The organism is Caldiplasma sukawensis, assembly GCF_052315375.1.
In the GTDB taxonomy this organism is placed as follows: domain Archaea; phylum Thermoplasmatota; class Thermoplasmata; order Thermoplasmatales; family Thermoplasmataceae; genus Cuniculiplasma.
Window position 1 is genome coordinate 1 of sequence record NZ_JBLSDG010000016.1, and the last position, 19944, is coordinate 19944.

Consider the following 19944-nt stretch of genomic DNA (forward strand, 5'->3'; position numbering starts at 1 on the left):
AAGATTGAATCAATGCATTTGAAGGTGGTAATATTGGGAAAAAAAGAGAGTTTCATTTCACATTTTATAATCAGAGCAAAATGGAACAGAAGAAACCGAATTATTTTCTGGATTGTGGCCAGTGCGGCTATAATTTATTATTTTTCAGTAATTCTACTTTTTCTTAACGAAGAAATTACAGATATAATATTGGCAAGGATCTATTCAATATTACTCATAGTTTCTGTGTTTATAATGATCTACGCAGTAAAGGGTGTAAAATGGGTAAGATAAGCTTACTCGATAATGATATATATTCTGGATATCATTTTACTTTTAAAAATTTCACCACTTTTTACGTATGAACATGGTACACCTGAATAGTAAAAGATGATTTTCTCCGAAATATTTTATTTTAATTATTGTAAACCATAATTTATTACCAGGTATGAGTAAGGAGAACGAAAAAAGGAAATTAGTGAGACATATCCACTTGATTGTTTAAAATAATGATTTATAAAATATTAAAATTTAATTTTATTTAAAATGATGAGGGTAGGATAGCGCTTGGAAATTGAACAGATCATTAATAAAATAATAGAAGGAGACACCACTGATGTATTAAAAGAGATACCAGATGGAAGTGTTGATTTGATATTTGCAGATCCTCCATATAATTTACAGATTGAGAATGATCTCTACAGACCCAATAATACAAAAGTTAATGGAGTCGTGGAAAAATGGGATAAGTTTCAAAATTTTGAAAGTTATGACACATTCACGATTCAATGGCTAAAGGAATGCAAAAGGGTGTTGAAAGAAAATGGTTCAATATGGGTGATTGGGACATATCACAACATATTCAGGGTTGGAAAAATTCTACAGGATCTTGGATACTGGGTACTCAATGACATCATCTGGATCAAGACAAACCCCATGCCTAACTTCAAGGGAACACGCTTCACAAATGCCCATGAAACACTAATATGGGCGACAAAACACAGAGACTCAAAATACATCTTCAATTACAAAACAATGAAGGCATACAACGATGATCTTCAGATGAGAAGTGACTGGTACATACCCATATGCCAGGGTGAGGAGAGGATAAAAATCAACGGAGATAAGACACATCCCACTCAGAAACCAGAAGCATTGCTTTACAGAATAATTACGTCAACGTCAAGACCCTTTGACATAGTGCTTGATCCTTTTGCCGGATCTGGCACAACTCTTGCTGTTGCAAAAAAGCTGAAAAGGAGATTTATCGGCATTGAGAGAGAAAAAGAGTATGTGAAGGCCTGTGAAGACAGAATTAAAAACACAACACCACTGGAACAGGAATCACTGATTTATCCACTGGAGAAAAAGGAAAAAAGGGTCCCATTTGGTGCACTCTTAGAACTTGGTTATATAAAGGCAGGAGAATACCTGTTTTCACCTGACGAAAAATTCAGAGCAGTGGTGCTGGCTAATGGTACTCTGAAATACAATGAGGAGTTCGGCTCAATTCACAGAATAAGTGCATACATACTTGGAAAGGAAAAGAACAATGGATGGGATTACTGGTATGTTAAAAAGGATGGAAAAATGATCAGCATAAATGATATGAGAAAGGAAATTTCAAGAAAAAACTGAAAATTGAATAGTTTTAGTGAGAAATTAATTTTTTGCAGATATAATAGTACCAATTAATTGATTTTCATTTATGATTTAATAAAAATCTGTTTATTTTTTTTTAATTATTAAATCAATTATTTGTGAATTCCATGAAAGAAAATATTTTGGGAAAATTTAAAATGGATGCAATAAAAATTTTTGAAAATGAGGGTTTTCAAAATGATTTTTTAAAAAATAATGAGAATATTAAATTAAGATTATACCAAAATAAGTATATAAAAGAAAATAAAAATAAATATTAGTAATTAATACTTATTATCATTGGAGAGTAATTATAATGAATAAAATGAAAAAAGCAGGTTTGGAAGACTGGTGGCCAGAAAGACTGGATTTGAAAATTCTTCGCAGTAACTGTCCATTTTCAAGTCCAATGGACAGCAACTTTGACTATAGAAAGGAGTTTTTGACACTTGATCTCAATGAGGTAAAAATGGAGATAAAGAAAGTAATGACATCGTCTCAGGACTGGTGGCCTGCAGATTTCGGCAACTACGGACCACTATTCATCAGGATGGCTTGGCATGCAGCTGGAACTTACAGGGTAACAGACGGAAGAGGCGGTGCAGGACATGCACAACAGAGATTCCCCCCGGTCAATAGCTGGCCTGACAATATACTACTTGACAGGGCCAGAAGACTTCTGTGGCCTGTCAAACAAATGTATGGAAGAAAGTTATCCTGGGGAGATTTGATGATACTGGCAGGCAACACCGCCCTTGAGAGCATGGGTTTCAAAACTTTTGGTTTTGGAGGTGGGAGAGAAGACGTATATGAGCCTGATGAGTCAGTATACTGGGGACCAGAGAATAGCTGGCTTTCCGATGAAAGACACACTGGAGAAGGGAATCTTCTTGAACCTCTTGCAGCAGATCATATGGGATTAATTTATGTTAATCCTGAGGGGCCAAATGGAGAACCTGATCCAAAGAAGGCAGCTCACTTCATAAGACAGACATTCAGCAGGATGGCCATGAATGATGAGGAAACAGTTGCACTTATAGCAGGAGGCCATTCATTCGGTAAAACCCACGGAGCAGGGCCCACATCTCATCTTGGGCCAGAACCGGAAGGGGCACCCATAGAAAACCAGGGCATTGGATGGGTAAGTTCATACAGATCCGGGAAGGGAGATGACACAATTGGTGGTGGTCCTGAGGTTACATGGACAGAAACGCCAACAAAATGGAGCATTGGCTTTCTTGAAAATCTATTCAAGTATGATTGGGAGCTTGAAAAAAGTCCTGCCGGAGCATGGCAGTTTGTTGCAAAGGATGCAAAAGAGACCACCCCTTATGCACATGACAGTACGAAAAAAAGAAAACCAACAATGCTTGTTACGGATCTGGCCTTAAGATTTGACCCTGTTTTTGAGAAAATTTCACGGTACTATCTTGAACATCCTGATAAATTTGAGGATGCCTTTGCAAGAGCATGGTTCAAACTTACACATCGTGATATGGGACCAAAATCAAGATACCTTGGTTCCCTGGTTCCCAAAGAGGATTTGATATGGCAGGACCCCATACCAAAGATAAATTACAAACTTGTTGAAAAAAATGACATATTAAAATTGAAATCGGCAATTCTGAACTCAGGTCTAAGTATAAGAGATCTTGCTTATACAGCTTGGTCAGCCGCATCTACATTCAGAGGAAGCGATTATCGGGGAGGGGCCAACGGTGCAAGAATTGCACTTGACCCCATGAATAAATGGAAAGTGAATGAACCTGAGAACCTTGAAAGAATTCTTTCAATCCTTAGAAACATAAAAAAAGAGTTTGATGAAAGTTCCCGTGATGGTAAGAGGATCTCACTTGCAGATCTGATTGTTCTAGGTGGAAATACTGCAATAGAGGAATCTGCAAGGATAGTTGGCTACAGAATTGAAATACCCTTCATACCTGGAAGAAATGATGCTTCTCAGGCTGATACAGATCCTGAAAATATTGCAGTGCTTGAGCCAAAGGCGGACGGATTCAGAAATTACAGAGATCCCAACTTTAGGAGAGGAGTTTATGATGAATTTTTACTTATTGACAGAGCGCAGCTTTTGACCCTCTCTGTCCCTGAGATGACAGTTTTACTTGGTGGTATGAGAGTGCTGGGTCTTAACTACGGAAATAGTAAAAATTGGGTTTTCACCAATTCTCCAGGGGCTCTCACAAATGACTTCTTTGTGAATCTCCTTGACATGAGGATTGAGTGGAGGCCTGTGGATGATTCTAAAACACTATTTCAAGGCATAGACAGGAGAACCGGAAAAGAAGAGTACATGGCTACTCGCAATGATCTTATATTTGGCGCTCATTCAGAGCTGAGGGCAGTGGCAGAGGTTTACGCAAGTAATGATGGTGGAGAAAAATTCGTTAAGGATTTTGCAAAGGCTTGGAACAAGGTAATGATGCTTGACAGATTTGATGTCCCAAGGGTTTAAATGGGGAATATTAAATCACTTTAGATATATAATTTTATTCAAAAATGATGATCTTTTTCCACCAATTTAAATTACCTGCTCATAAAACACATTTTCAAATAAATTTTTTCATACAAACATATATAATTTAATTCTGATATATATTTTAATTATTAATATATTCTTTATATTTTATAATTCGATTACATTATCTGTAATGATTTTCTATATTTATAAAATTAAAAATAATCATCAAGTATGGAAAGATTAAAAATCGGCGGTAGAACTGATCTGGAAGTTTCACATATTGGCATGGGACTCTGGCAGGCAAGTTCTTCGTGGAATGGAGAGGATGATAAAATCATAGAGGCTGTGGGTGAGGCAAAAAAAACAGGCATAAATTTTCTTGATACAGCAGAACTATATGGTAATGGGCACAGTGAGAAAATACTTGGTAAAGCATTGCAAATTTATGGTAAGGATGGCCTTGTTATTGCAACAAAGGTGGCCGGAGCACACCTCAGGTACAAGGAATTAAAAAAAGCTGCTGAGGCAAGCATGGAGAGACTCGGTGTTAAAAAGATTGATCTTTATCAGATCCACTGGCCGGATCCATGGGAACAGATACCACTGTCACATACATTCAGGGCTATGAAAGAGCTTTGCGAGGAAGAAAAAATTGGTGCAATTGGAGTCAGTAATTTCTCCGTGAGAGATATGGAAGAGGCCCTGGATATCCTAGATGGAGTGAAGATAGTTTCAAACCAGGTAAGATACAATCTGCTTCAGAGAGAGATAGAGGAGGAAGTGTTACCATTTTGCAGGAAAAATGGCATCACAATCATTGCATGGAGCCCACTGGCCCAGGGACTTCTAACAGGAAAATACAACAAAGATAACCGGCCAAAGGGTGATGTGAGAGCAGGAAATGAACTGTTTTCAACCTATAATATGAGTGCTTCAAAACCACTTATGGATGAAATCAAAAAAATGTCAGAAAAGTATTCAAAAACTGTGTCACAGATTGCACTTAACTGGCTGGTATGCAAGGGAGTCCTTCCAATTCCAGGGGCCAAGGATAAGAAACAGCTCTCTGAAAATGCAGTTGCAGCAAGTTTTAGACTTTCAGACAATGATGTGAAAGCTCTGGACAGTATATCATCAGAGATAGAACTGGATTACTTTGCAAAATAAGTCATATAATTTAAAAACAAAATATTATTGAAAATAAAAATAACATTTGTTATTAACCAACAGTATATATTGTATTATGGAGGGCAGGGAAACTCTACATACCCCATATGTCACAATAGAAAGGGATGAGTGGAAAAAACTTAAGGATAGGAGAAAGATAAACCTCACCGAGGATCAGCTTGCTTCCATAAGAGGGTTGAATGAGAACCTTGATATGATTGAGGTCTCAGAGGTTTATGCACCACTTTCAAGACTTCTGAAAGTTTACTATGACAATTATATGAAGTTGACAAAATCCAGAAAACTCTTCTTAGGAATGAAAAATGAGAAGATCCCATATATTCTTGGAATTGCAGGGAGTGTGGCAGTTGGAAAAAGTACCACAGCAAGGCTGATTAAAAAACTGATAGAGATGTGGGAATGGAACCCAAGGGTATACATAGTCACTACAGATGGATTCCTTTACCCTAACAAAATACTTGAAGAGAGGGGGCTCATGAACAGGAAGGGTTTTCCTGAGACCTATGATCTTAAGAATATGATTAGGTTCCTTTACGATGCAAAGTCTGGAGTAAACAGACTGGAGGTTCCGGTATATTCACATCTCACCTATGACATAGTGAAGGATGAGAAATTGATTATAGAAGATCCAGACATAATAATTTTTGAGGGGCTCAACGTTTTGCAACCACACAATACAAACATAAGGGCAAACGGGCCGGATCTTATGGTTTCAGACTTTTTTGATTTTTCAATATACATAGATGCAGAGGAACATATAATCAAAAAATGGTTCATAGAGAGGTTTTTCAAACTTAAAAAAACTGCTTTCACAGATGAAAGATCATATTTCAGGAAGTATGCAAACATATCAGACGAAGAGGCTTTAAGAATCTCTTCAAGGATCTGGGATGAGATAAATGGCAAGAACCTGAAGGAAAACATAGAGAGAACCAGATATCACGCAAGGCTCATAATGGAAAAAACAGAAAATCATAAGACAAGAAGTATAATGATGAGAAAAATATGAAAATGTTTTATTCACATGATTTCCATCATGTGGTATGTCCTATTTTAAAAAAGAGCGGGTCTACGAAGGAAATTATGATGTGAATGATGCAACTGAGAAACTTAAAAATATGTTAATAAACATGGACTGGAAGGTTCAATCCAATTCAGATGGAAAGAAAGGCATTGTTCAGGCTTACAAGGTCGGCATACTCAGAGGGTTGATTGCTGCCGACAGGAGTCTTACATTTGTTTTGGAAAATGATGGTAATAGCCTGATTGTAAACTGTGGAGTGAGTAGATGGCTTGGTAATATGGCTATAACAGCAATAGAAACAATATTCATAAGCGAAATTTTTCTTGCCGTGGATATACCCGAAATGGTCTGGAACCAGCACGTGGAAAGGGACATACTTGACAAATTTGAAACTGTGCTGATAAATCAGTGAATAAGGGTGAGAAGATATGGATAAACTCATTTCAAAAATTTACAGAATAAAGGATGATGAAAAACCTGAAGATCCTGCAATAAAGCTTGAATATATGGATACTTCAGTTGATCCGGGACAGGATTTTTTCAGATACGCATGCGGTAAGTGGCTAGAAAAGGCCAAAATACCTGATGAAAAGTTGTCCTGGGGAGCAACTTATGAACTCATTGAAAAAAACACATTCATACTTGGAAAAATACTGGAAGAGTGTGTGGAAAATATTGGAATGCAGGATGAAGAGAGAGACAAGCTTGGAAAATTGTATTTTTCATACATGAATGAAGATGAAATAGAGAGAAAAAAATTCAGACCCATAGGTGGTCTCATTGACATGGTTAAATCTGCAGATGATTTGAATAAGATAAGGAAATTGTTTCCCTATTTCATTATGCATGGAATTAAAACATTTTTTTCAGTATCCGTGGATATTGACGAAAAGGATAGTTCCAGGTATCAGATACACATCTACCAGAGTGGGCTTGGACTTCCAAACAGGGATTACTACTTCAATGAAGAGTTCAGTGAAATCAGGCAAAAATACATAGAGCACATAGACAAGGCATTCTCCATTTTTGCCTCGTCAAACATAAAAGGTAGGGGTGAGAGGATCTTCAACATGGAAAAGGAACTTGCTCAATACAGCAAAAGACCCGAGGAATTGAGAGATCCTGAAAAAAATTACAATCGTTTTGGGAAAGATGATCTGAAAAAATACAGAAACATTGATTTGTTTTACATACTGAATGAGATACATGTATGGGATTACCCTTATATCATAGTGGGACAGCCCGAGTTTCTTGAAAAATTGAATGAATTTCTTGTCAAGTGGAGTCTGGATGACATAAAAGAGTATTTGAAATACAGAATTTTGGAGTTTGCAGGCCCTTTTCTGCATAATGAATTTTACCAGGAACATTTTAACTTTTACATGAAGGAACTGCTGGGAATACAGAAACCTGAGAAAAGGTGGAAAAGAGGAGTGATGCTTGTTGATCACCTAATGGGAGAAGCCCTTGGAAAGATATACGTTCAAAGTTATTTCCCAGAATCTTCCAAGAAAAGGGTTGAAACCATGGTTAGAGATATAATGGATGCATTCAGGGAGAGGATAAAAGGGCTGGATTGGATGAGTGAGGAGACAAAAAGGAAAGCCCTTGAAAAGTTTGAAACCTTCAGGCCAAAAATAGGCTATCCTTCAAAATTTAAGGATTACTCTTCCCTTTATATAGACGAAAGTGACCTCATTGGAAATGTTAGCAACTGCAATTATCACGAGGCTTCCATATGGCTGGAAAGGGTAAATGAGCCAGTTGACCATGAACTTTGGGGTATGACACCACCAACGGTAAATGCTTACTTCTCTCCTACTGAAAATGAGATAGTTTTTCCGGCAGGGATACTGCAGCCACCATTCTTCGATCCTGAACTTGATGATTCTGTAAATTACGGATCCACAGGAGGTACAATAGCACACGAAATATCACATGGTTTCGATGACGAGGGGAGAAAATTTGATAAGAATGGGAACATAGTTGATTGGTGGAGCAGGGAGGATGAGGAAAGATTTCTTGAAAAGGCAGAGAGAGTTGTTAAGATATACGGTTCAGTAGAGCCAATAAAGGGATTGAAAATCAACGGCAAACTAACTCTGGGTGAAAATATAGCCGATATAGGTGGTGTGAGTATAGCATTCGCAGCCCTGGAGAGAAAACTGAAAAGAGAGGGGAGGGAAAATGAGAAGATAAATGGATATACTCCCCAGCAACTGTTCTTTATAGGATGGGCCCAGAGCTGGAGAGGAAAGATAAGAGACGAAGCCCTGAGGTTCCAGATATCAAATGATCCACACTCTCCAGATGCAGTTCGGGGAGAGATACCCGCCCTGGTACATGAAAAATTTGATCAGGTTTTTCCAAACAGTAAAAACAGAATTGGGGAAAAGATCTCCATATGGTGATCTTTTGGATTCGTTAAAAAAAAGATGAAAAAATTAATTTCTAATTTATTCATATTTTATTGATTTTTTAGCACGTTTTCTATGACCCTTCCTATTGTAACTTTTCTCATGATTTTCCATTCTATCAAGAAATCGAGAAGAGAGCAGACGAATATTGCAAGTAATGAGATTGCTGAAATAAATATTACATCAAAAGGTGAAAAATCCATTATCCAAAAGTGGATTCCTGATATGTCAGAGAGTAATGCGAAAGAATTGAGGGCAAAAACCAGCATGAAAAATATTAAGGAAAGTGAAGCCACGAATAATTTCAGTGAAGCTCTTTCCATATTTATGAGACTGTGAAAAAAATAGAGTATTGATATGAGTAGAATTGAAAAAAGAACCACTTCTGGATCTATGAAATAATTGAAAGCTGCAAATGTAAATGTAAGAATGCCAACTGCTACAGGAAATACAGTTCCATTCTTTTTTCCGAGCTTTGAACGATACCTTAGGGCTGAAAGACAGATCAGACCCAGACTTATTAGAACCATGAAGTCCGTTATACTGAGGAGGAAATTTTCACCTGTCTCTATAAGAATGACGATAAAGATGAGTGTAAATGCCCATGATACGTTTGTTATGCCTGAGGGAAATATGCGATCCTCCCCGAAGGATCTAAGATGCCTGGATGCTGCCATGAATGCAGGTACAAATGTGGTCAGAGTAGCAATAACAAATGCCAATATCATGAGAAGTTTTCCGGGATTTCCACCCACCCTGTCAGCTATGAGGAAAGCTGGAATCGCAGCACTTGATATACCTTCTCCATGGGCCTGAGTAAGCATAACGGCAATTGAATATATTATGTTGATAGAAGAACTTATTATTATTGTGAAAAACATTGTCCACCTTATTGTTGATCTTTTTGTAAGATCTATTTTTCTGCCTAATATCTGGATTTTACTGTTTTCGTTTACACTTCTCTGAAATGCCATTATCTCCTGAAAACCGAAAAACAGGATGAAAAGATAACCCGTGTTGATGAGAATATCCTGAACCATGTTTCCACTGAATGTGAAAATTAGTTTACCTGATATTGGGCCTGTTCTAAAAATCAGACCCTCCTCAAACACTATAATTATGGCCATAATAATGGTCATTGCCAGCTGTACCTTTCCTATTAGGATTATGAATCTGTCCTCAAAAAAAGCGTTGATTATGAACCATATGACAAATATTCCAAGCACAAAGACTATAAAATAGTCTGTGAAGGGAGATCCTTTTGGAAATAGAGAAGGGACAGTTATAAAAAGCAACTGAAAGAATATTATAACACAGTAAGCTGCGAGAGATGAGTTTGCAACCCACATTGATGTTCTGCTGATAAAGTATCTAAGTGAGAAAGTTCCATAGGATTCCCTTACAAATGCTGGTCCCCCAACAATATCCCTGCCATTCTCCTGATGAAATACATATGTTGAAAAATATACTTTGGACATCAGATATGATGTGAATGCTGCAATAATCAATGAAATCGTTGAAACTACACCATACTGAAGTGCGTTTTCAGGAATAAGTATGAACAATGGGGATCCAAGTGTTGAACCGATTCCTATTGAAAGAACTATGAAAAAACCATAAACAGGCCTTGCTTTCCCCCTGATCTGTGGCCTGAAAAACTTAACTTTTAGGGAAAGTGGAAGTGTAAGGGCAGTGTAAAGGGAAATCATAAGTATTATGATCAGCATTGCAACAAAGAAAAAATGTGTTACATCTTCCTTTCCTATTTTTTCAATGAAGGAAATGTTTTCAATTGTGATTGCAAGAGTCATAAAGAATATTATTGCACCAACCAGTGATATTAATGATCTCTCAATGAAGATCCTTCTAACTTCTCGTTTTGAAAGCATTAAATCACCTGAAAACTTTCCTAATTGTATCCTTGGCATTTCTCAAAGCGGTGACCCCGGAGAGTATCAATATGATAGAGATTAAGAAATTTATCACTGCAGGAAGGAAAATGAGGCCGGAAAGATGGTAGGAATATTTCAGAATTGAATAATAATATGAGAATATTGTGTATGATGGATTAATCTCATAAAATGTTGGTATTATCATGAGAATACCTATTATAAAAAGAAAAACAGAGAGAACAAATTCTCCAAATGTGGCAATTATGAGCCTGACCTCATTCCTTGACTCCCTTCTTCTAACCAGATTCAGAAATTCTCTCGTTGATTCCTCATTGCTCTCCTCCAGTCTTTTTATTATATCCAATCTTGATATTTCCTGGTCTCTGTCTGCATATAAAAGAAGAGCCTTTATGTCTGATTCCATGTTGTCAATCAGAGGTTTCATTGGATCTGATGACCCCTGTGTATCCATGTTAAGCGCCATGTGTTTATTCTTATAATAGTTTTGAAAAATTACATTATATATAAATTATAAATTACAGAGTAAAAGAAAAAAAATAAAAACTGGCTAAACATTTCGCTATGGGGATAAACATAGATTCTCAGAATGTGGATAGAGAATTAAAGTTCAGCAACCTTTTCCTTCAATATGGGCTTGATGCGCTTATCAGCAAGGAAGAATATGAGAAATACAAAAGCAGTGCTGACAGGTTGAGAGAAGTCCAGCCTAAACAGATGGCATCTCTGGATAAATTAAATGTGGATATTATAAAATTTGTAACTGACTTCAATGAACAGAACGCTTTTCCTCAGTTTGACATACTTTTGAAGGATCTTTCCGATTACATGAAAATAGCATTTGAGAAGTACAAGAAAAAACTGAACGATGATATTAATGAAAGACTGGCTGCCCTTGAAACAAAGATGAACGCATCAAGGGTCAACATTATCAAAAATGTTCAGGCATTTTTCTCTGGCAATCCTATTCCTGTAATAGATTATACGGTGAACATGAAATTGAATAATGACAGATATGAAAGCACAGTGAAATATGTAACATATCTTAATATTGAATACGAGTTCAATCTTAATCCATCGGCAATTCCTATGTTTCAGGAGACACTTAAATTTTCAGAACTGGAAAAAAACATCAAAATACCCATATACTCTGGAAAGAACTGGACTGGAAAAGATGCACAGATAGATTATGAAAAGATAGATAAATACTATCTCACATCTGCAAACATCAATAAGGGAACTTTTACAAGTGTATTTGAAGATCCTGACAGCGAAGGGAGATTCACATTCATACTTTCAAGGGGTGATGAAAGCACATTCCTTTCAGTTGAGTATCATAATGAGATTGGAGACATAGATATTACAGGAAATCCAACATTTACTGGGTATATGGAGAATCAGAAAATACTGGAGGCAATCTCAAGATTGTATGGAAATGTGATGGAATTGGAAAATTATAAGGTAAGAATTTCGGGTCTTAGATTTGGTGAAACGGATTGCCTATCCACCATTTCAATTAGGCCTATGTTCAAGGCAATTCTTGAAAAATACATGGATACACTTAGGAAATATCTGGATGATCTAAGAACAAAGGATCAGAACAGGCTTAGTGAAATAGGAAACAGGTTGAAACTTGCAGGCTCAATTGGTGAGGAAATTGGTCAAATGGTGAAATCTTGAAGACAAGAAAATTTATTGATTTTGAAGCTACGGCAAATGGCTTTGGTACCTGGAGAATGGGTGGAGGCCATGATCCCGATCATTCGAAAGATGTTGAGGAAACAAATGTTATGAAATACTGGCTCTCAAAAGGCATAAATTTCATTGATACTGCAGAGATGTATGGGGGTGGCCACACAGAAGAGATGGTTTCAAACGCCATTTCAGAATATGAAAGGAATAAGATCTTCATAACGTCAAAGGTGTGGCCGTCCAATTTTAAAAATGTGGAGAAGGCAATTCAAGGTTCACTTAAAAGACTCAAAACAGATTACGTGGATCTTTACCTTATTCACTGGCCAGATGATTCCGTTAATCACAGAGATTTAATAAAACAAATGGTGTATATTAAGGAGCAGGGATACGCAAGAAACATTGGTGTGAGCAATTACGATCTGAAAAGACTCAAGGAGGCATGGGAATTGAGTGAAGGAACAATCAAGGCAAATCAAATTCAGATAAATATTGAAAAAACAGACACCTTCAATGAAATCAAATCTTTCTGTAAAACAAATGGAATTGAAATAATAGCCTACTCACCATTAAATAAAAATAAAATGCCATCAGATCCTGAAATCTCAAAAAAAATAAAGCAAAGCGGACTAAGCCCTGCAATTTACAGTCTATTGTATACACTTGATCTAGGAGTTTATCCAATTCCAAAGGCTTCAACAAGGGAGCATGTTGATGAAATAATCGCTGCAGTAGAAAAACACCTTGACAAATGAGGTCATTAAAACATAATTTATAATATGAAGGAATAACCATCCATGAGTGAAAGGGAGGCGTTCAGTAGAGCGCTCATTGGTGTGATCATAGGTTTAGTGCTGGGCATTGCCCTCTCATTTACAACAAATATTCCAAGTCTCAAATTTGTATATTATATACTTCCTCCTGAGATATTCCTTGTGATAGGTTTACTTTCAGGAGCACTTTTTGAGGATAAGAAGAGTATTAAAAAATAAATTGAGAAGGGGAATCAATAGTCTACATAAAAATAGATTAAATATTATCTAATAATTACCAACGAGGAGTGAATTTAATTTGATAGGATTTATCGGGGGAAGCGGCTTATATGATCTTATAGATGTCAGAGAAAGCAAAAAAATGGAAACCCCTTTTGGCGTTCCATCTTCAGAGATAGAAATTGGATCAATAGAGGGTATTGATGTTGCATTCCTTCCAAGGCATGGTAAAAAACACACAATACCCCCCCATAATGTAAATTACAGGGCAAACATATGGTCCTTGAAGGAAGTTGGATGTGAAGAGATAATTGGTATAAACGCTGTTGGTTCTCTTAAAGAAGAAATGAAGCCTGGGGATATAGTCATACCGGATCAGTTTATAGATTTTACAAAGAATAGAAAACTAACATTTTATGATGGACCTGATGTTGTTCATATATCCACAGCTGATCCATTCTGCCCAAGATTGAGCGGTGAACTTTACAATTCTGCCAAAAAATTCTCTGAAACCCATGGAAAAGGTACATATGTGGTTATTGAAGGTCCAAGGTTTTCATCACGGGCTGAGTCAAAGATGTTCAGGCAATTTGGGGACATTATAGGAATGACTCTGGTACCAGAGATATCACTTGCAGATGAGCTTGGCATGTGTTATGGTATGATTGCCACTGTTACAGATTATGATGCTTGGCTTGATGAGGCTGTGGAGGCTTCAGAGGTTATTAAAATTTTGAAGGAAAATGATGAAAAGACAAGAAATACAATAATTGATTTTGTGAAGAATCACAAGAATGAAAGAGCCTGCAAATGTTCCGGAAGGTTAGACAATGCGAGGTTGTAAATTATGAAGATAAAGTTTTTAGGAGGAGCCGAAGAAGTAGGAAGGCTCGGAATAGTTATGGAAATGGATGGGGTAAGATTTCAGGTTGATTATGGCGTAATTCCAGAGAAACCACCACAGTTTCCACTTCCCCCTGAGGAGGTTGACGGATTGTTCATCACCCATTCTCACCTTGATCACATTGGTGCCATGCCAATGTATTTTCAGGGTTCTGGCACTGAGGTTTTTGCAACTGAAATGACTGCGAACACCACAAGGCCAATGCTGAACGATGCAGTGAAGGTCACTTCACTTGAGGGGTATGTTGAAAGGTTCAACAGAGATGATATTGAAACTATGTATACGAGGATGAATCCTGTAAAGTACGAAAATACATTTGAATACAAGGGAGTCAGAATAACACCCCGTTCGGCTGGGCATATTCCTGGTTCAACCATGTGGCATTTTCAGAATGGTTCAGAGATAATGGTGACAGGAGATCTTTACACTGGGCAGTCAAAACTTCTAAATGGGGCAAAACCTGTTAAAACAAAGAACCTCATAGTTGAAAGCACATATGCAGGGAAGAATCATGAAGATCGAGAGGAGGTAAGGAAAAGGCTGAGAGAAAGGGTTTCAGAAGTTGTAGAACATGGGGGAAAGGTGATACTACCATCCTTTGCCATGGGAAGAACTCAGGAACTCATTATGACTCTTTCTGACCTGCCTTACAGGATAGCAACTGATGGTATGGGCAACCTAATAACAAGCATATTTCTGAACACACACGGATATCTGAGATCAGAGAAGGAGTTCAGAAAGGCTCTCTCTTCTGTTAAGGAAATACGTGGAAGAAGAATGAGGGAAAATATGAATGAAGCAGACATCATAATTTCCACATCCGGCATGCTGGACGGAGGCCCTGTTCTTTCATATATTGAGAAGCTAATAAGGGATGAAAAAAGTGCAATATTTTTATCAGGTTTTCAGGTTGAAGGTACAAATGGAAGAAACCTCCTGGAGCGGGGTACTATCAACCTTTCTGGAGTTGAGGTAAAACCTGCAATGCAGGTTGAATTCTTTGACCTTTCAGCACACGCCGGCCACGATGATCTCCTTAACTTCATTAAAGGATGCCAGCCTGAAAACGTAATCCTGTGTCATGGAGATAACAGAGAGGCAATTGTGGATGACCTGGAAAACTATAATGTAATTTTACCCTTCAATGGAAAGGAATTCACACTGGAATGATTACCATATTCCAGTGTAGGGCATTTTATTTTTATAACTTTTGAGTTTGCTCTTCTCACTGAAGGTGTTCTCGAATTCTGGATTTGTGATAATAGGAATCAATCCTCTAACACTGTCCGGAGAGTGATTGTCGGTTTTTATTCTCTGCCTAAGTGCATTATCCATGATTTTTGACTTCCAGATCTGAGAGGCAGATATGAAAAATCTCTGCTCTGGGGTGAATCCATCCTTTCTCTGGTAGGGTCTTCCATCCTTTTCCATCTTTCTCTTCATCGCTCTGAAGGCAATGGAAACGCCTCCGAGGTCTGCTATATCCTCACCTGCAGTAAGTAATCCGTTTATCTTCATACCTTCAAGCATCTCAATGCTGCCATAAAGTTCCACCACCTTCTGGGACAGTTCATTGAATTTTTTTTCGTCAGATTCTGACCACCAGGAATTGAGATTTCCGTTACCGTCATACTTCCTTCCCTGATCATCATAACCATGTGTTATTTCATGCCCTATGACAGTTCCTATTGCACCATAATTAACAGGATAATCAATTTGAGGATCAAAAAATGGCGGCTGAAGTATACCTGCAGGAAAAACGATTTCATTTCCCCTCACATTATTATATGCATTTACTGTCTGTGGCGTCATGTACCACTCTTCCCTATCCACCTTCATTCCCACTTTTTTCATCATTCTGGCAGTCTCGTACTGGCCTGCTCTGATTATGTTTCCAACCAGATCATCACTTTTTATCACAAGATATGAGTAATCTTTGAACTTTTCAGGATACCCTATCTTAACTCTCAATGTTGATAATTTGTCCATAGCCCTTTTTTTTGTTTCCTGACTCATCCACGCTGAGTTCTCTATGGTTTCCCTGAAAGACATTATTAAATTACTTACAAGCTCTTCCATTTTCTTCTTAGATTCCTCTGAGAAATGCTTTTTCACATATATTTTCCCGATGGCATCTCCTATGTATCTGTCCAGATTTATGGCTGCAAACTTCCACCTTTCCATTTTCTGTTCAGTTCCATAAATTTCTCTCTGAAAAAAATTGAAATTTTCATTCTCCGCCTCCTCATGGAGAAAGGGTGAGAAATGAACAAGAACTCTCCATCTCAGATATGCCTTGATATGCTCTATGGATACTTTTGATAATATTTCACTTAATTTACTGAAAAAATCAGGTTGTCCGATTATTACATATTCTGGTCCTTCTACTCCAAGATTTTTCAGATATACATTGTAATCAATTGGCTTAAGAAGATTTCTCACCTCTTCATAACTGTATTTATTGTAATTTTTTTCTTCGTCTCTAAGTTCCTGAGAAGGCCAGCTTATACTTGCTATCTTCTCTTCTATTTCATATACCATGCGTGCCTTATCTGCAGCTTCCCTCTCAGGAAATCCGTACATTTCAAACATTGTTTTAATGTGCAATTTGAATTTTTCCCTTAGATCTGAAAATCTTTCCTCCATATAGTAATCTCTTTCCGGAAGTGAAAGGCCCCCCTGTACCATGCTTAAGGCGTAAAAGTTACTTTTCTTTGCGTCCGGATAAACTTCAGGGGTAAAAAATGAATAAACCCCAATACTTGCCAACTCACCACAGATTGCCGAGGCTTCCTCAATATTGCCAAGATGATGTATCTTCTCCATTATTCCTGATATTGGGAAAAACTTCTTTCTTTCAATTTCATTTTTGTTCATGAAGGAACGGTAAAAATCACCCAGTATTTCCTCTTCCTTGGTTTTTCCGGCGTCACGAAGTGATTCCTCAAGTATTTGTTTCAGATCTTCCATGTTTTTTTCCCATAACTCCAGAAATGAGTTGATAAATGGAAAGTCCTTTGGTATTTGGGTTTTTTTAAGCCAGTTTCCGCAACTGTATTTGTAGAAATCATCAAAAGGGTCAATAGATTGATCCATGTTTTCTATTGAAAAGCCTATATTTTTTTCATTTTCTTTCATAATAGTTAATGGAAAACAATATAATAATGGTTAATCCAATATATATAGAATTTTTATACGGAGACAAATTTCAATAATTTTATTGTAATGTACAAGGATTAACAGATTTAAATATATATTTACCAATTATTAAAATCTACTTTTTCAATAACTTTGCAAATATAAGCAGCATAAGGTTGACTACACAATAATATGTTTGACTGTCTTAAAAAATTTCTTTAACAATAAGAGAAACTATTTTATTCAGATGTTTTGTAATTTGTTTAATTATTTTAAATGAATTGAATGAAACCTAATCTTTACGGAGAAAAATTTTCAAAACCTGTTTAGTTAAGTTTTTTATTAAACTAAAACTTTACTTACATGAAAAGGTATTTTGATCAAAAAGATGATCAATTTTACATAAAAATTGCCCAGGAATATGGCAAATTCAAAAAGTTCAGATTCGATAGAAATGGAATGAACAATATTGTTCTTATTGCCGATGAAAGGAAAGTTTTCAGATTCCCAAAGAGCAAATTTTCAATTGAAAACATTGAAAAGGAAAAAAATATTCTCGATGGACTCGTTGATTTTCCATTTAAAATACCTAAATATGTGATGCATAGTTTTCAGGGAATACCTTTTGCTGAATACGAATACATAAATGGTGTAACACTTTCTTCAATAAGAGAGGTAAATGAAAGCATAATGAATGATATATTGAAATTCTTCAAATATACAACATCAATTAGAGCCAATGAATTTTTCAATATTTCAAAAAAAGAAATGAAACAAAAATGGCTGGCAAATGAACTTAAACTCATGTATAGATTCAAGGAAGAGATATCATTCAAAAAATATGATGATGAATTTGATAAAATGATCAAAAGGATGAAGGAACTCATAGAAAAATCAAGCGAGAATTCATATGGTTTCATACATGGAGATTTTTATAGGGACAATATAATATTGAAATTGGATTTGAGTGGATTCGAGGGTATCATTGACTGGAGTGAAGCGGGTACGGGAGATTTTGCAATTGATCTTTCTGCCATTAGTTTTCACACAGGACTTGAAAGAATTCCTGACATTTTAGGAAAAATCCAAATTTCAGGCGATGCACAATTGATGGAAAGAATAATGTTTTACAGGATGGTGGAACCTCTCTACAGTATATTTTATATTTCAAGAACTGTGAGCAAGGAAAAGGCTTTCGAAAAAATTAAAGATTACATGAATAATTTTTACCGTCAAGATTATTTATAAACTTGAAATATACAATGCATGACCTGGCACAAAATAGTGGGAATTAAAGCGGTTGAGAACGCAGGAGGTCACGTATCCGTTAAGGTAGGTGATAATGTAATTTTCATAGTTAAGGACAAGGATGGTTTACACGCAATTGATGGTGTTTGCACCCATGCAAGGTGCATTCTTGGAGAATACAATGAAGATAGCAAAGAGGTAAAGTGCCCATGTCACAGCGCAGTATTCGATCTTAAGACTGGGAAAATGCTTAAACCACCCACCGTTGCTCCAAACACGCCTCTGGAGAAAAATGTGTTAAAACATTACGGAATAAGAGAAAGCAACGGTTTTGTTGAACTAGAAACAGCAGACTGATATACTGATTTACTTTTTATCTTATTAACATAATTATCAAGTCATAAATTAATTTTTTAAAATCAGATCTGGCTAAAAAGTCAACCATATGATCTGATATTTTTCAATAATGAGGGCAGATTTCTAAACAACTATCCTTTTGTTTCTTATCAGGGTGTTTTCCGATGTTTTAATACAATATTGAAAATCCATAAAGTCTTAAAGGAAGGGAATGTAACTTAAATTAATGATTTAATAGATGAATTTGTTAAATCAACAAATTTCGAATATTAAATATCTGTTAATCAGGAGAATGCTTTAATTATTTTTTTCAATAATTTTCTTTCCTTTTCTGAAATATCTTCAGAAAGTTCTGAATTAACAAATTCTAAAAGTTCTTCTCTGTTTATAAGACCATTATTCACTGCATCTGAGATGCTTTTCATTCCTTCATATTCATTGTCTATTAGTGCCATTATCTGTGAATAAGTCAAACGACAGATTTTATCATTTGGGTTTAGTTTTATTGCTATTTCCATTTCCTTTATTGCCTCAACAAACCTGTTTAATTTAGAAAATGAATAAGCCAAATTATTATGGAAGTAGGGATCCTTTTCGTTTAGTTTAATGGCTTTTTCATATGCCTCTATGGCTTCATCATATCTTTTTAAATCGACTAAAATATTACCTTTATCAAAATAGTGTGAAGGATTGTCTGGATCCAATTGGATTTGAGTTTCAATTGCTGATAACGTCCATTCTTTTAATTTGAGTGTTGTTTGAGAAAAGGCATAATGATCATTTAAATCTCCATAATCATTTAAACTCTTATTTGATTCGTTATTGTCACTCATTAGAGGATTTCGAATAACCACCCTAATTCTGCTATCTTCGTTCTGTAGTTCGTGATTTTCATTGCAATATGAACAATAACAGCATTTTCAAGTTCTATTTATCCAGATTTCCCTTGTATTTCATGTAAATCTTCATAGCTAC

The 19944-nt window shown here is 36.3% G+C and carries 19 protein-coding genes; 15 read left to right on the forward strand and 4 right to left on the reverse strand.

Annotated elements, in window-relative coordinates; translation table 11 throughout:
* From ACNF4Z_RS07055 to ACNF4Z_RS07090, 8 genes are all read left to right on the forward strand, one after another.
* On the forward strand, nucleotides 1–273 hold a 273-nt coding region (locus ACNF4Z_RS07055; protein ID WP_458328534.1), incomplete at its 5' end, for a hypothetical protein.
* A 279-nt stretch (nucleotides 274–552) separates the two neighbouring features.
* Nucleotides 553–1617 carry a DNA methyltransferase gene (locus ACNF4Z_RS07060; RefSeq protein ID WP_458328552.1) on the forward strand — a complete coding sequence of 355 codons (1065 nt, stop codon included), beginning with the start codon at nucleotides 553–555 and terminating at the stop codon, nucleotides 1615–1617.
* Between the two features lie 131 nt (nucleotides 1618–1748).
* Nucleotides 1749–1901, forward strand: coding sequence for a hypothetical protein (locus tag ACNF4Z_RS07065; protein WP_458328535.1), 153 nt, complete (start codon nucleotides 1749–1751; stop codon nucleotides 1899–1901).
* A 35-nt stretch (nucleotides 1902–1936) separates the two neighbouring features.
* Nucleotides 1937–4093, forward strand: a complete 2157-nt coding sequence (gene katG / locus ACNF4Z_RS07070) for a catalase/peroxidase HPI (RefSeq protein WP_458328536.1) — start codon at nucleotides 1937–1939, stop codon at nucleotides 4091–4093.
* Between the two features lie 237 nt (nucleotides 4094–4330).
* Nucleotides 4331–5266, forward strand: coding sequence for an aldo/keto reductase (locus ACNF4Z_RS07075; protein ID WP_458328537.1), 936 nt, complete (start codon nucleotides 4331–4333; stop codon nucleotides 5264–5266).
* 76 nt (nucleotides 5267–5342) lie between these two features.
* Nucleotides 5343–6296 carry a type I pantothenate kinase gene (gene coaA / locus ACNF4Z_RS07080; protein WP_458328538.1) on the forward strand — a complete coding sequence of 318 codons (954 nt, stop codon included), beginning with the start codon at nucleotides 5343–5345 and terminating at the stop codon, nucleotides 6294–6296.
* 34 nt (nucleotides 6297–6330) lie between these two features.
* The gene (locus ACNF4Z_RS07085; RefSeq protein ID WP_458328539.1) at nucleotides 6331–6723 is read left to right on the forward strand and encodes a hypothetical protein; all 393 of its coding nucleotides are present in this window, start codon (nucleotides 6331–6333) and stop codon (nucleotides 6721–6723) included.
* A gap of 16 nt (nucleotides 6724–6739) precedes the next feature.
* Nucleotides 6740–8722, forward strand: a complete 1983-nt coding sequence (locus tag ACNF4Z_RS07090) for a M13 family metallopeptidase (RefSeq protein WP_458328540.1) — start codon at nucleotides 6740–6742, stop codon at nucleotides 8720–8722.
* A 56-nt stretch (nucleotides 8723–8778) separates the two neighbouring features.
* Here ACNF4Z_RS07090 and ACNF4Z_RS07095 read toward each other — a convergent pair whose 3' ends face one another.
* Together ACNF4Z_RS07095 and ACNF4Z_RS07100 are read right to left on the reverse strand one after the other, a co-directional pair.
* Nucleotides 8779–10656 (reverse strand): amino acid permease, encoded by a 1878-nt coding sequence (locus ACNF4Z_RS07095; RefSeq protein WP_458328541.1) that lies wholly within the window; start codon nucleotides 10654–10656, stop codon nucleotides 8779–8781.
* Nucleotides 10622–11092: a hypothetical protein gene (locus ACNF4Z_RS07100; protein ID WP_458328542.1), complete on the reverse strand. Its 471-nt coding sequence runs from the start codon at nucleotides 11090–11092 to the stop codon at nucleotides 10622–10624. Before ACNF4Z_RS07100 ends, ACNF4Z_RS07095 begins: the two co-directional genes overlap by 35 nt.
* A gap of 110 nt (nucleotides 11093–11202) precedes the next feature.
* On the opposite strand from ACNF4Z_RS07100, the gene ACNF4Z_RS07105 reads away from it, so the two are divergent.
* From ACNF4Z_RS07105 to ACNF4Z_RS07125, 5 genes are all read left to right on the forward strand, one after another.
* Nucleotides 11203–12318, forward strand: a complete 1116-nt coding sequence (locus ACNF4Z_RS07105) for a hypothetical protein (protein WP_458328543.1) — start codon at nucleotides 11203–11205, stop codon at nucleotides 12316–12318.
* Nucleotides 12315–13085 carry an aldo/keto reductase gene (locus tag ACNF4Z_RS07110; RefSeq protein WP_458328544.1) on the forward strand — a complete coding sequence of 257 codons (771 nt, stop codon included), beginning with the start codon at nucleotides 12315–12317 and terminating at the stop codon, nucleotides 13083–13085. The genes ACNF4Z_RS07105 and ACNF4Z_RS07110 overlap by 4 nt, the downstream gene beginning before the upstream one ends.
* Nucleotides 13086–13127: 42 nt before the next feature.
* A complete protein-coding gene (locus tag ACNF4Z_RS07115) occupies nucleotides 13128–13322 on the forward strand; it encodes a hypothetical protein (RefSeq protein ID WP_458328545.1) in 195 nt (64 codons plus the stop codon).
* A 79-nt stretch (nucleotides 13323–13401) separates the two neighbouring features.
* Nucleotides 13402–14166: an S-methyl-5'-thioadenosine phosphorylase gene (locus ACNF4Z_RS07120; RefSeq protein ID WP_458328546.1), complete on the forward strand. Its 765-nt coding sequence runs from the start codon at nucleotides 13402–13404 to the stop codon at nucleotides 14164–14166.
* Between the two features lie 3 nt (nucleotides 14167–14169).
* Entirely contained in the window at nucleotides 14170–15396 is a 1227-nt protein-coding gene (locus ACNF4Z_RS07125; RefSeq protein WP_458328547.1) for an MBL fold metallo-hydrolase, read from the forward strand.
* On the opposite strand, the gene ACNF4Z_RS07130 is transcribed toward ACNF4Z_RS07125, so the two are convergent.
* On the reverse strand, nucleotides 15397–17364 hold the full coding sequence (locus ACNF4Z_RS07130) for a M13 family metallopeptidase (RefSeq protein ID WP_458328548.1): 1968 nt from the start codon (nucleotides 17362–17364) through the stop codon (nucleotides 15397–15399).
* Between the two features lie 363 nt (nucleotides 17365–17727).
* Between ACNF4Z_RS07130 and ACNF4Z_RS07135 the strand changes: the two genes are divergently transcribed.
* Both ACNF4Z_RS07135 and ACNF4Z_RS07140 read left to right on the forward strand, forming a co-directional pair.
* On the forward strand, nucleotides 17728–18612 hold the full coding sequence (locus tag ACNF4Z_RS07135) for an aminoglycoside phosphotransferase family protein (RefSeq protein ID WP_458328549.1): 885 nt from the start codon (nucleotides 17728–17730) through the stop codon (nucleotides 18610–18612).
* Nucleotides 18613–18630: 18 nt separating this feature from the next.
* A complete protein-coding gene (locus tag ACNF4Z_RS07140; RefSeq protein ID WP_458328550.1) occupies nucleotides 18631–18969 on the forward strand; it encodes a Rieske 2Fe-2S domain-containing protein in 339 nt (112 codons plus the stop codon).
* A gap of 284 nt (nucleotides 18970–19253) precedes the next feature.
* Here ACNF4Z_RS07140 and ACNF4Z_RS07145 read toward each other — a convergent pair whose 3' ends face one another.
* Nucleotides 19254–19802: a tetratricopeptide repeat protein gene (locus ACNF4Z_RS07145; RefSeq protein ID WP_458328551.1), complete on the reverse strand. Its 549-nt coding sequence runs from the start codon at nucleotides 19800–19802 to the stop codon at nucleotides 19254–19256.
* Nucleotides 19803–19944: the final 142 nt, after the last annotated feature.